8 protein-coding genes are annotated in these 13,833 nt (G+C 36.3%); 2 read left to right on the top strand and 6 right to left on the bottom strand.

Annotated elements, in window-relative coordinates; all coding sequences use genetic code 11:
• Positions 1-73: 73 nt before the first annotated feature.
• Positions 74-2,212 carry an SPOR domain-containing protein gene (locus tag A8143_RS02235; protein WP_139134243.1) on the top strand — a complete coding sequence of 713 codons (2,139 nt, stop codon included), beginning with the start codon at positions 74-76 and terminating at the stop codon, positions 2,210-2,212.
• Positions 2,213-2,235: 23 nt separating this feature from the next.
• On the opposite strand, the gene A8143_RS02230 is transcribed toward A8143_RS02235, so the two are convergent.
• The 6 genes from A8143_RS02230 to A8143_RS02205 all read right to left on the bottom strand — a co-directional run bounded on the left by A8143_RS02230 (position 2,236) and on the right by A8143_RS02205 (position 10,626).
• The gene (locus tag A8143_RS02230; RefSeq protein WP_066755630.1) at positions 2,236-2,700 is read right to left on the bottom strand and encodes a DUF3465 domain-containing protein; all 465 of its coding nucleotides are present in this window, start codon (positions 2,698-2,700) and stop codon (positions 2,236-2,238) included.
• Positions 2,678-3,949: a TCR/Tet family MFS transporter gene (locus A8143_RS02225; protein WP_083261179.1), complete on the bottom strand. Its 1,272-nt coding sequence runs from the start codon at positions 3,947-3,949 to the stop codon at positions 2,678-2,680. Before A8143_RS02225 ends, A8143_RS02230 begins: the two co-directional genes overlap by 23 nt.
• Before the next feature lie 59 nt (positions 3,950-4,008).
• On the bottom strand, positions 4,009-4,767 hold the full coding sequence (locus A8143_RS02220; protein ID WP_066755624.1) for a hypothetical protein: 759 nt from the start codon (positions 4,765-4,767) through the stop codon (positions 4,009-4,011).
• 19 nt (positions 4,768-4,786) lie between these two features.
• Positions 4,787-6,313: an aldehyde dehydrogenase (NADP(+)) gene (locus A8143_RS02215; RefSeq protein ID WP_066755622.1), complete on the bottom strand. Its 1,527-nt coding sequence runs from the start codon at positions 6,311-6,313 to the stop codon at positions 4,787-4,789.
• Positions 6,314-6,381: 68 nt separating this feature from the next.
• On the bottom strand, positions 6,382-9,528 hold the full coding sequence (gene ccsA / locus A8143_RS02210; RefSeq protein WP_066755620.1) for a cytochrome c biogenesis protein: 3,147 nt from the start codon (positions 9,526-9,528) through the stop codon (positions 6,382-6,384).
• Positions 9,529-9,753: 225 nt separating this feature from the next.
• Positions 9,754-10,626, bottom strand: coding sequence for a Cbp1 family collagen-binding glycoprotein adhesin (locus A8143_RS02205; protein ID WP_066755617.1), 873 nt, complete (start codon positions 10,624-10,626; stop codon positions 9,754-9,756).
• 716 nt (positions 10,627-11,342) lie between these two features.
• Here A8143_RS02205 and A8143_RS02200 point away from each other — a divergent pair.
• The gene (locus tag A8143_RS02200) at positions 11,343-13,778 is read left to right on the top strand and encodes a PIG-L family deacetylase (protein ID WP_066755611.1); all 2,436 of its coding nucleotides are present in this window, start codon (positions 11,343-11,345) and stop codon (positions 13,776-13,778) included.
• Positions 13,779-13,833: the final 55 nt, after the last annotated feature.

Here is a 13,833-nt window from a genome sequence, read left to right as displayed (position 1 = left end):
ATTCCCAAAAATTAAGTGGATAGTGAATGCCGTTGGCTAAAATATTTTATCTTTATTGCTCAATTCACAAAGTTTGCAAAGTTTAATAAAATACAGTATAGTTCTTGCTTTTTTGGTAATCGCCCAACAAGCCTTTAGTCAAGACACGTTAAAGCAAGTTTTTCGGCCACGAATAGGAGTAGGCACTGGCGTAATGACTTATTATGGTGAAGTACAAAATTATCAAAAATCGTTTGCTTCAACCGTTAATCGATTTGGAGGATCACTTTTAGTTAATGCCCCTATATCAAAGGCCTTTAACATTGAGTTTTCAGCTACTTACGCTAAAATAGCATCGAATGAACGCACCCTTAATCGTAACTTAAATTTTGAGTCGCGAATTAGGATGGGAACTGCAATGATCTATTATAATTTCCACCCACTTTTTAAGACAGGTAGAAGATATTACAATCCATTCTTAGGTGTAGGGTTTTCTTCTTTTGAATTTTTATCAAAGAGTGATTTATACGATAGGCACGGGAATTTTTACCACTATTGGTCTGATGGTTCAATCATGAGCCTTGCGGAAAATGACCCTTTAGCATCAACAGCCGTACCTCTTCACCGTGATTATAATTATGAGACCGATTTACGGGAATTAAATGCGGATAATTTAGGGAAATACCGTGAGCAAAGTTTTGCTCTTCCTCTTAGTGCAGGATTTGAATTTCACATGTCTCCACGTTGGGATTTTAAAATTGCTGCAACCTATTATTTTACTTTTACAGATTTAGTTGATAATATATCTGATGCCGGTGAAGGGAATCGGAAAGGCGACCCTAAAAATGACAAATTATTATACACTCATGTTTCGCTCAGTTATGACTTAAAATTAAAAGAATATGACAGCGAAGGGATTGGTCCTGGCATGGAAGATGAAGGAATTCCATTATTCGCAGAATGGGATCCAAACGATTTTGACAAAGATGGGGTAATCGATGCTCTAGACGATTGCCCGGCTACACCAGCCGAGGCATTAGTTGATGAACATGGGTGTCCATACGATAAAGACCAAGATGGTGTGCCCGATTATCGTGACGATGAACCAGACACGAAACTTGATGAATATGTGGATGAATTTGGAGTAACTATTACAGAGGAAGATTTCAATAATCATACCCGACTATTTTATGATTCTACAGGATACGAACATGAATTCGCAGAAATACGCACGGAAGTTATTTTGGGTAAACGTAAAGTTGATCGCGATGACCGAAAAGATAAAACCCGATCTGGCTTAAACTATGTAATAATTGTTGGAAGCGAACAGAAGGACATTACTGTAAACGATTTACACAAATTTTTAGGCTACCGCGATTATAGTACAGTGATGAAAGGTGACACCGTATACTATACTCTCGGTGAATTCGGATCTATTGAAGAGGCTGTAGCTGCAAAGGCAGAACTCGAACAACAAGGTGTAGATATACAAAGAGTCGGACGAAACTCAGGTGATAATGAGCGCATCATTACCATTGAAGATGAAGTTATTGAAAAAGTAGAACGAATTAATATTGAAGAAGGTCGATCAGGACCAGACTATAATAACACGGAGCAACTCTATCGTGTTCAGTTAGGCGCCTTTAGCAAAAAAGTAGATGCTGATAAAATATTTCCAGGCATTGAAGTTGTCTACGGAGCTTCAGACAAGGATAATTTAAACCGTTATTATACGGGATCATTTAAAACTTATCGCGAAGCAGAAAACCATCAAAAAGTCCTTGCGAAAAAAGGGTTCAAAGAAACTTTTGTTGTTGCATATGACCAACAAAAACGAGTAACACTAGTTGATGCTGGCGTAGGTAAAGAAGAGCTACCGGAAAACTATTCTGAGGAAAAGGAGTTAGAGACATTTATCGAACCTATCGAAAACGGAAACGACAATACAGAAACTAAAGACGAGCAATTAATCTATCGTGTACGATTGGCACAAGTAGATGGCGAGTTATCAATCGAGACTTTAAACATACTGATGAACATTCGTCCATTAAAACCAGTGAGAGGAGCAAACAACTCCACAACTTATTACTCGACTATCTATAAAACAAAAGAAGAACGAGATGCCGCATTAGAAGAATTTAAGGCATATGGATTAGATGACTTACAACCAATAATTGAATTTGAAGGAAAGTTTTATACGGATGAAGAGTTTAAAGAGAAATTCAACCGTTAAAAAAGCTAACTTAATTAATTTGATTATTCAAATCGAATTCCATCACGTTCAATCCAGCCACCAACATGGTCTCCATCGGGATCGTGATGTGTCCAGTGAATAACTCCCCCATTTTCATTCCATTCGTATTGTCCATGAATGATTAAAAATTCTCCTACTCTCAATTTAGAAACGCGTGGAGCTAAATCAATATTATGTGCAACAAGTAAAGTCTGACCAGAATTTAATTCAACCAAAAATTTTTGATGCCGAGACCCCTTATTATCATCAGGCAATATTTTGAATACTTCAGCTTCTATTATAACTTGCTGTTCACTGACTTGTTCCCGAAAATAATACCCTAATTCATCGTCTGAAGTGAATTCATAACCCTGTATTTCGTTCTCGACCAGTACATCTGAATCATGCCCTTCGTTATTGTTCGCACATCCGACCAACAACCCTAATGTTAAAAACGTTATATAACTAGCCCTGTATAAGTCCATCATCTATAATTGTTTCATTTACGTTTAGCATTTCTTCATCTTTAGGTGTTTTATTCGCTAAAGCTTTCAACACTATAAAAAGCCCTCCAATTACTAGAAGCCCTCCCAGAAAATAAGGTGCACCCGGAAAATAATAAGCGGAATTCCCTTTTGCTCCGAACTCAAAAAGTCGTGTAAAAATCAACGGCATAATAACAGCTGCAAGACTTCCAAAACTAGCTAAAACACCTTGAAGATTACCTTGTTCAGAATCATCAACATGATTTGATACCACTCCTTGTATTGTTGGCCCAGCAATTCCTCCAATAATATATGGGAACAATGCCAACAACAAAATAAGAGTAGAGTTGGCAAAAGCAATGCTTATCAAACCAATGATCCACCCCATAAATCCCAAAATAATAACTTTTTTATTCCCATATTTTTTAACCAAGCGTCCAGTTAAAACCGCTTGAACAAGGCTTACCAATAATCCGACCAGCATCAAACTCCATCCATTGTCCGATTCATCCCAACCAAAAGTAGCTTCCGTAAAATAAGTCCATGTTGATGGCATTACTTGTCCAGCAAATTGCACCATAGCAAAGGCTAAAATAAAACCAAGAACGGCCTTATAACGTGACAGTTTTGCAAAGGCAACAAATGGAATCATTTTAGAGTAATCTATTTTCCTTCTTTTTTCTTTTGGTAATGATTCTTTCACGAAAAACAACCCAAACAGTAGATTTAGCAAGGAAAAAATAGCCGCCAGAATAAAAGGAGAACGTGGACCAAAGGCTTCTCCCAAAACTCCTCCGATACCAGGACCGATTACAAATCCTAATCCAAACGCAGCTCCGATTAATCCAAAGTTTTTAGCTTTATTTTCCTTCGTACTGATGTCCGCTATATAAGCGAAAGCCACTGTATGACTAGCTCCAAACATGCCTCCTATTATTCTGCCTAAAAAAAGCCAAGCTAAGGTTGGAGCGAATGCATGAATGACATAGTCCAACCCCAAACCGAATAGTGAGAATAATAAAACTGGTTTTCTTCCAAAACGATCACTTAATTGTCCTAAAACTGGAGCAAAAAGAAATTGAACTCCTGCATAAGCCGTCATCAAGTAGCCCCCAATTACTGCAACATGTGCCGTAGTTTCTCCGGTAATGTCTTTAAGTAGCGAAGGTATGATAGGAATGATTAGACCAATCCCAATCATATCTACCAAAACAGTTATAAAAATAAATAATATTGCAGAGCTCTTTTTCACCTTACTAAAATTTGCGAAACAAAACTAACTTAAAATTCGGCTTGCGATTTATTATTGATTTATTTTTCCTTTAAGACCTCCAAAACAATATTAATTAATGCAACTTGCTCTTTAAAGTGACCTTTTTGTGTTTCGATGTTAATATATGGCACATTATTCATTCCGCAATATACGGACAGTGAACCATCATTAACAAAGCCTGTATTATCTTGTAAGATGACATTAATTTTACGTTTTTTGAACGCTTCATAAAAGGGCAAATGGGTCGTATAAATGAAATCATCTGGATCCATTTCTTCATTTATAAATATTTGAGCTGTATTTTGAGCTTCATCACCTTCGGGTAAATAACTCTTGATGGAGTAATTGACATCAGTATTATTATGCACAGCAATTACCGTTTTCCCAGGAGGTAAGAAATTAAGAATTGAATTGGTTAATCCTTGCACCTCTTTTACAGCTTTACGCGATTTACCTGCTCCTTCCTTTAATGTTTTTTTCACCCCCTTTTTTGTGAAAATTCTGTTAGGATCAATATCAAATTGTTTCCCTTCAAGACTAAAGTTTATCCTTCTTGTTTTAGCGTGCTGAAGATAAAAAAAAGAGAAATCATGTAATCCTATTACGTGGTGCAGCGCTTCAATACTTGTAGATTCATCTTCATGAAGATTTAAAAATATAAAATCCTGTTCAACTTGAGAATGATGTATGTAAAATTCTATTGTTGAATCTCCTAATTTGTAAAATTGTTTCATATCATTAAATTGTGACCAAATTAAAAATGGCAAAGAAGCGATGTATAAAGTCAACCATTTCATATCGAATTTATTTACTTTATTAATTTAAATCAGCTTTCGTTATACTTCCGTTTATTTTACGATAGATGTTTAGTTGGTTTGTATCTTTTAGTGCTATTGGTAAATGTTCATTTGGAAAATTTTGATACGCAACTGGTCTGGCAAATCGTTTGATCGCATCAGGTCCCACTGCAGAATATCGAGCGTCAGTGGTGGCTGGAAACGGACCACCGTGATGCATGGCACTAATAACTTCCACTCCGGTTGAAACGCCATTAAAAATAATACGGCCTACTCCTTGTTTCAACAATAAATATTCTTGTTTAAAATTTTTAAAATCTTCGCCTGAAGCAATAATAGTTCCTGTCAATTGACCTTGGACAACTTCAATACATTTTCGGAGTTCAGACTTATCCGCACACTGGACAACCACCGTTGTAGGCCCAAAAAGTTCTTCAGACAATGATGAATGTTTCAAGAACGAATCTCCTGAAACCACCGTCACACTTGGTGTTGCACATTTTAAGTTTGTATTATCCCCTTCATAAACTGTTGTTCGACTCATCCTTTTTCTCATCTCAAGTCCTTCGTGAAAAGCTTTAGAAATCCCTTCATGTAGCATGAAGTCCGGTTGGACATCTTTGATTTTCGCTACCAACAAGCCAGTAAAATCCACTAAGTCTTCCCCTTCAATTCCCAAAAGAATTCCGGGGTTAGTGCAAAACTGCCCCATACCCAAAGTAATGGAATCGGCATACTTTTCAGCCCAATAATCTTTTTTTTCAGACAGCGCTTGCGGGAGCAATAATACAGGATTAACACTACCCATTTCCGCAAATACAGGAATTGGAATATTCCTTTGATTAGCAAGATCAAACAATGCTTTGCCTCCTTTAAAAGATCCTGTAAAACCAACTGCAGCAATTTTAGAGTTTAGAACTAAAGCCTGCCCAATTTCGTGACCGATATCATGAACATGTTGATAAACTTTGTTAGGCAATTCACATTGAGCTATTGATTTTTGGATTGCATTTGCCACAAGTTGACTTGCCCCCGCATGAGCAGGATGCGCTTTTACAATCACAGAACATCCAGCTGCAAGTGCCGAAGCCGTATCCCCTCCTGCTGCTGAATAAGCAAATGGAAAATTACTTGCACCAAAAACCGCAATAGGTCCTATTGGTTCTAGTTGTTTACGAATATTGATTGAACCTTGTGAAGAGTTGTTCTTTACGTCCAAGGTGGCATCAACCCACTCCCCCTTTTCAACCAAATCCGCAAACATATTCAATTGATTAATTGTTCTGCTTCTTTCTGATTTCAAGCGTGAAATACTGAGTGCCGTCTCCTGAGAAGCTCTTATCAATAATTCATCTCCGAGCGCCATAATTTCAACTGCAATGCACCTTAAAAATTTTGCTCTTTGGATGGCTGCAATCTGTTTAAACTGCTCATAAGCAGTATAAGCATCATCCACTAATTGATTGACATCTTCAAGTTGAAATAATTCAAAATGACCTGGTAATTTTTCACCAGACTTCGCATCGACACTTTGATAAGTCTTCATTTAATTGGTTTCTCTTTTCAAGCCCTAATTTAATGAAAAGCCTTCTGAAACCAATTATTTACGATTCTTTAGACGCTTTTATTTCTCCTCATTTGTTTCCACCTCAACCCTGAAACCACCGTTAAAACCGCCAACAAACCAATAGTAACAGGAACCCAATTAGGAATTGGAACAGGGTCTCCTTGTGCGTACGAATGTAAACCATCTAAATAATAATTTACACCAAAGAAAGTCATGATAATACTCGAATAAGCCCACAATGATGCTGCGTTAAAAACAAATTGTCCTTTTAATCCTGGAATGAAACGGAAATGCATTACAATCGCGTATAATAAAATTGAAGCAAGGGCCCAAGTTTCTTTTGCATCCCATCCCCAATAACGGCCCCAACTCTCATTGGCCCAAACGCCACCTAAAAAAGTACCTATTGTCAGCATGAATAAACCAATCATTAGCGTCAACTCAGTCACATAAGTTAGTTCTTTAGTCACAAGGGTTAAGCGCTTTTTATTTTGATTTGTAAGCCCTAAATTTATACAAAGACTAATTAATCCTAATATTGCTCCCAAACCAAGGAAAGCATAGCTTCCTGTTATAATCGCAACATGAATCATTAACCAGTAAGATTTTAATACAGGAACAAGATTCGAAATTTGAGGATCCATAGCATTCATATGCGCGACAAACAACATTAACCAAGCTAAAATTCCAGTTGCACCTAGAACAATTTTTGAATTTTTAGAAAAAATTAATCCCGCCAACACCGTAACAAAGCCTATAAATACAACAGCCTCGTATCCGTTACTCCAAGGTGCATGACCTGAAATATACCAGCGCATACCCAGTCCTATTCCATGAATTATAGCGAAAAAAAGCATCAAATAAAAACCAACTCTGATAATTTTATTGACTTTGAATTTTGGATTAAATAATTCGATAAAATTAAATATCAACAAAAGAATGCCAAGAATCAAATAGATATAATTTAAATTTTTGAATACATCCATTTTATTGTAGGTTATCTCGATATCAATAAGGTCTTTTGAAGGAATATCATCCGGAGCAACAACTCTACGTTGAAAAGTATCAATTAACCTCACGACATCATCAGCTTTTGACCAATCGTTATTTTCATGTGCATGTCGCACAGCTGCCGCGTAAAGAGGCACAATCATTTCGATAAACTCTTTATCCTCTCCTAAAAAAGGATGGCTTTGATCATAAGGCGAATACCAATTTCCTGCTTCATCATTCGGTAGGGGAATAATCTTTAGATAAAGACCAGAGGTCATTCCGTACAATACATTAAACCGCTCATCGGTTTTAAGAATATCTTTATCGTATTGGTTTCTTTCGGCCGGCTTTTTTCGCTGTGCAATTGAGACGTCATCCGCTAATAAGTACTTAAAATCGAGGCTTAAACAATCGTAAAACGAAGCATATTTACCTTTTAAGTTTAACTTATCTCGCACAGGTTGACCAGAAACATAAATAATCGGTTCAAAATTCCATAAGAAAGGATTAGTATGGAAACCTAAGAAAACTTGCAGCGCATTCTGACCTTCATAATTCGTACCACGATGAATTTTCTTCAAAAAATCATTTGCCATTGTGTGAACAGGTTGGAATCGTCCATTCGCACCTTGCACGACTAATCTTCCAAATTTTTCTGCATGATTTGGATCAATCACTTGCATTTCTCCCCCATCGGCAAGAACAGATTTGTCCATAATATTCTCGGCAGGTTCTTGCGCAAAACTAGAGGACGAAAATAAAAAGCCAATCAAAAGCGCCACGGCAGTCATTGCCTCTCTTTTACGCCTAACTTCGGCGGTTTTTCTTAATAAAAAACGGTATCGAGCACCAGGTTGTAATAAGTTGACAATAAAACCAATTGTCAATAGTAGATAACCTAAATAAGTAATATAGGTTCCAGGAGCATCATGATTGACAGAAAGAATTGTTCCTTTTTCATCTTCTTCATAATTCGATTGGAAGAATCGATAACCTCCATAATCTAGTACATGATTCATGTAGATATGATAGGGCATCTCAACATTGTTCTCGAGATCTACAACTACAACGTGACTTGAAAAAGAAGACGGACTCTCAGTTCCTACGTATCTTTCCATCACAAAATCTTCAAGATAAACAGAAAATGGCAATTGAATTAATTTAGAGCCATAAGCTAATTCGTAATGTAAATCACCCAATTGAAACTTAACATGTTCTGGTCGCATGCCTTTGCTACCTACTAAAACAACTTCTTTTTCTTTATTGCCTTGTTTCACTTTCATGGTTACTGCCTTCATATCCCTTGAAGCTGAAGGACTTTCAACGTACTCAAAAGCGGCAGACGGATAAAAACTTCGGTACATAAACTGTGAAGCGCCTACTGAATAAAGACGCATTGACTGAAACGGTTGTACCGAATCTCGGGCAATAATACCGGTTGTAGAATCCCTCATTTGAAACCAGTTTAACTCAAATGGCGTTTTTACGTACATTCCAGAGTCTGTTGAGAAAATAGAAACGGCATCTGAGTATTCGTCTGTATTGAAGGCGATTTTAGTACCATTATCGATAATAAACTCACCACCTTTTATGTAATTTTCTTGTCTCCCACCTTGCCCAACAGTTACGACATCTAAAAATGGTGAACCTTTCGATTTTCCAACACGCACTAGGGTATCTACAATTGACTCTTTTAAATCAATCAATTCAAGCGAGACCTCCTCATTTTGACCGGGGAATTCGAATTCATGATGGAACTCATTTTTTGTATATCCATCTAAAATTACTGGAGCATCATAAACGTATTGCTTTTCCAGGTCATGAACTTTGATCTGCAAATAAGTATCAGTACTAATTAATACATTTGAAGAACCACCCTCTCGTATAATCATTGCACCTTCAAATCCAGTCGTTCGTGTTACCCATGCACCAAGAATTATTACCAAAAATGAAACATGAAAGATTAACGATCCTATTTTAGCTTTTTGCAAAAGTTTATAGCGATAAATATTAAAAATCAAGGAAAGTGATAAATACCATAGAATACCTTCGAACCACCATGCTTTATAGATGAGCTTTTGAGCAACCGGGGTTCCATAATCGTTCTCAACAAAAGTTGCCCAACCTATAGCCCCAAAAAAAAGGAGTAAAAATAGCCCCATTAAGGCCATTGAAAATACTTTATTCAACACTTTATACATGCGGTTTTCTTAAGCGATTTATACTGTGCTGCAAATTTAACCCCTTTTTTATGATTTCTCTCTATTCTACTGTTCGAATCCCTTTTTTTCTATGAACAAAGGAAGAAACTTCAACGAAAATCGACTAAAAACACCATTAAATAGCATCCAACTACAGCAAATAAAACACCCGAACTGATAAAATCAATTCGGGCGAATTACTTTGAAAATTGTAATGAAACGCGTCTATCTAGTTTCTACTACAAGGTATTTATTTGTTTTCCAAAATTCATCTGGATTTGTAATGGACAGCAATTTATTTTCATCATCACCTTCAATTATTTGATACGAATTTGATGCATGCTCCGTAAGGATAGTTGCTTTATCAGAATGTAAAGGGATTGTTGTTTGTTCAAAAATATTGATGGCTGTAAAATAATCCTCATTTACATCATCTGACAAATTTTTTGTTCCACCAATTCCTAAAATTCCACCTTCACGTTCAGCCACTTTATTTTCTTTTAACTCTTTGTAAGACCCCATCGCATAGTAAGCAGTATGATTTTCTTCGGTCAATTGAATAATTTTATCGGTCATCATCGCAGTATCAAGTTGTAATTCTGTTAAACGCACATTTAAGTCCATAATATCGATTTCTTTTGCTGCAAGATCTTCCTTTAGCGACTCGATGCTCATATATTGCTCCTCCAGTTTTTCGTTTGTTTCAGCGAGCATCTTTTCAAAGTCTTTGTTCTTAATTTTATACCTTCTCAATCGTGATTCGAGCTCTCCCACCTTATCTCGGTTATTCTCCAATAAGGTGTTAATCATTTGAATTTCTCTCACAATCCGATCTTTCTGAGTCACGTTTAATTCGTCTGGATTATCAGGGTCAATTGTAATCACACCTTCTTTAGACCGAATTTTACTCAAATCTGTTTCAATTTCATCAAGTACTGCCAAAAAAGACTGTTGAATAGAATCTTGATAAGCCATTTTATCAAACTCTTCTTGTGGTTCAAGGGATGTTAATTCTTGCGCTAAATCGTCATTAGATTCAGCACAACTAAAAGTGAATAAAGCTATTCCAAACACGCCGATTATTCCTAATTTTTTCATTTTTCTACGATTTTAATTTTTATTGTTTTTATTCAATTCAATTATAAAGTTTAGTGTTAAGAGAAAAACAAAAATCAACAAGCTCCAATTCAGTATCAGTTCTTTTTTCCAATAAAAAGCGAGTATCGCTATTACCAGTCCAAAGGCAATTAATAATCGAATTATCTTTTTACCGTTCTGAGAACTAAAATTCATTTTTGTTTTTAATTCAGCAGAAGATGAGAGGAACCCAGCCAGCAATTTATTGGTTTGCTTTCCTTCGGTATTAATCGCCTGATAAATTACCAGTGAGTTGCTCTATCATCTGCCACTTTATAAACTCTATGCTTTCGGAGTAAAACTATTACCTACTATATGATGAATCACTACTATAATCATCTTAAGTTTTACTTTACTCAGCCTATTTGTTTATAAAGTTGTAAACCTAACCTACTAAACTATAATCTGATTGGGGTATGACGAATCTTGTGCCACAATTAGGAAACAGATGAAAACCAACCTTTCAAACCCTTATAAAACAACAACATAAACACCTACTGCAATCAACACATGCTCCTTCCCAAACCTACATGATATTTTCATTTTGAAAAATTCAATTTCATTTTGAACGAATTATTATCGTCTACTTACCATTTTAAGGACATACTACTTATTAAGAAATATTTAACATTTTAAAATTTTATTCTACCTATTTTTGTGTGTTCCAACACACAACTATGAACTATCGTTTAGCTATTTTTTTTCTTTTACTGACTGGATCATTATTCGCTCAAAAAACAACTGCGGAGATTTATCATCATTTGCAAAAAGTACACGCTTTAAAACGGGTATTATATATAGCTGCGCATCCAGATGACGAAAACACAAGGGCATTAGCCTATTTGTCTAATGGAGAATTGGCCGAAACAGCCTATTTATCGTTAACTCGCGGTGATGGAGGTCAAAACCTTATTGGAGATGAATTAAGCGAAGACCTTGGAGTACTTCGCACGCAAGAACTACTTGCTGCGCGTTCCGTGGATGGAGCCAGACAATACTTTACCCGTGCAGTTGACTTTGGCTATTCTAAATCGGCGGAAGAATCTTTTGAAAAATGGGGGAAAGATGAAATTTTATCAGATGTAGTTTTAGTCATTCGCCAGTTTAAACCGGATGTAATTATCACAAGATTCCCACCGGATAAGCGAGGTGGACACGGGCACCATACAGCATCAGCAATGTTAGCTATTGAGGCCTTTGACAAAGCTGCAGACCCTAATTTTATACCCAATCAAGTTGCTGAATTAGGCGCTTGGAAAACAGGTTCAATTTACTGGAATTCTTCTACATGGTGGGATCAAGATTTGAGTGAGAAGGCGAAGAATAATCCGAATTATTTAGTGCAGGAAATAGGAGGATACAATCCTTTATTAGGACAATCTTATAATGAAATAGGTACAATAGCGAGAAGTCAACATAAATGTCAAGGATTTGGAGCTATTGTTGAAAGAGGCTCATTAATTGAGTACTTTGAGCATCTTGGCGGAAAAAAATTAAAAAAATCATTTTTTGAAAATAATACAGCGAATTGGTCAGATCTAGTTTCTAATGATTTTGCGAATAGGTTCAATGCGTTATTGGCAAATTTTGACTTTGTAAAACCCGAAAATAATGTGCCGCAATTATTAGCACTAAGGAAAGAGTTACTGAACCTGCCTTCATCTAAAGTTGAAGCGCATAAGCAAAGTAAAATTGCGGAATTAAATCAAATAATCATCGATTGTCTAGGATTGTATATTGACATAACAACAGAAGATTATGCTTACCCAAATGGAGAAGAGATTGTGTTAAATTACAACCTTTTAAATCGCAGTAGTTTAGATGTAAAACTGAATGGAATTCGAAATCAAGAAATCCTTATTGACCTGCCAGAGAATCAAGTCATCACAAAACAAGTCACCATCAAAAACACCATACCCGCTTCAACACCATATTGGTTAAAACATGAGTTTAACACTTTGTTTACGGTTGATAATAAAGAAGATTTAGGTAAGGCAGAGAATGACCCAAGTTTTTGCGAAGAACTTTCCATTTTTGTAAATGGTGAAGAACTTAAATTGAATATTCCTGTCATCTATAAATGGCGTGATCCATCATTTGGAGAACGAAAACGTCCAGTAATCTCAAGTCCGGATTATACTGTAAACTTTGATCAAAAATCAATAATTCTAAAGCCAGATCAGTCAAAAACCATAAAACTTAAGATCCACAGTTTCAAAGAAAGCATAAACGATGAAATTAAACTTGAAGCGCCGGCTGGCTGGAATGTCTCGCCGCAGAGTTTTTCATTTAACGCAACATCAAAACATGCTGAAATTTGGCAAGAAATAAAGCTTACTCCAACACAAAACAGTCAAAAAGGGCAACTTATATTAAAAGGAAGTGACGGAAAATCTTTGTCAACTTTTAATGAAATTACATACGACCACATTCCAACCCAAGTTATTTTTAAACCTGCGGAATTGACTTGCGTGCCTATAAATGCGAAAATTAAAGATGGTAAAATAGCCTATATAAATGGCGCCGGTGATGGTGTCGCACAAGCAATAGAGCAGCTGGGGTTTAAAGTAGACCAATTTGAAGTCAACGATTTATCAACTGTAAATTTAAGTCAATATCAGTCTGTTGTTTTAGGTATTCGTATTTATAATGTGCATCCTGAACTGCGCAATTTTGATCAAAAACTATTTGAGTATGTTGAGAATGGAGGAAATGTTGTGATGCAATACAATACTGCTTCCCGCCGACCTACAGGAGAAAAATTTGGCCCAACCCCATTTGAATTGTCTCGTAATCGTGTTACAGAGGAAGATGCTGCCGTTCATATTTTAGCTCCAGAACATCCAATTTTTAATCAACCGAATAAAATTACCACAGAAGATTTTAAGAATTGGGTTCAAGAAAGAGGTTTATACTTTGCCTCAAACTACGAAGAAAATTATACTCCCCTTATTTCTTGGCACGACAAGGGTGAGACACCACAAGAAGGAGGGTTGATTGTTACTGCGCATGGAAAAGGGCGATTTATCTACACTGGAATTTCGTTCTTTAGGGAATTACCAAATGGTGTTGAAGGTGCGTATCGTTTATTTGCTAACCTTTTAAGTTATTAAGATGGAAGAGCAAGATTCGACAAAATGGAAAAATTGGTATTGGGGACTAATCATG

This window comes from Crocinitomix algicola (genome assembly GCF_001661595.2).
Classification (GTDB): Bacteria; Bacteroidota; Bacteroidia; order Flavobacteriales_D; family Crocinitomicaceae; genus Crocinitomix; species Crocinitomix algicola.
This window is presented reverse-complemented; position numbering and strand designations above follow the sequence as displayed.

Excerpts from the sequence above, each read along its gene's own strand:
- A8143_RS02215 (WP_066755622.1), bottom strand. The coding sequence starts at position 6,313 with ATGAAGACTTATCAAAGTGTCGATGCGAAGTCTGGTGAAAAATTACCA.
- ccsA (WP_066755620.1), bottom strand. The coding sequence starts at position 9,528 with ATGTATAAAGTGTTGAATAAAGTATTTTCAATGGCCTTAATGGGGCTA.
- A8143_RS02230 (WP_066755630.1), bottom strand. The coding sequence starts at position 2,700 with ATGATGGACTTATACAGGGCTAGTTATATAACGTTTTTAACATTAGGG.
- A8143_RS02200 (WP_066755611.1), top strand. The coding sequence starts at position 11,343 with ATGAACTATCGTTTAGCTATTTTTTTTCTTTTACTGACTGGATCATTA.
- A8143_RS02220 (WP_066755624.1), bottom strand. The coding sequence starts at position 4,767 with ATGAAATGGTTGACTTTATACATCGCTTCTTTGCCATTTTTAATTTGG.
- A8143_RS02205 (WP_066755617.1), bottom strand. The coding sequence starts at position 10,626 with ATGAAAAAATTAGGAATAATCGGCGTGTTTGGAATAGCTTTATTCACT.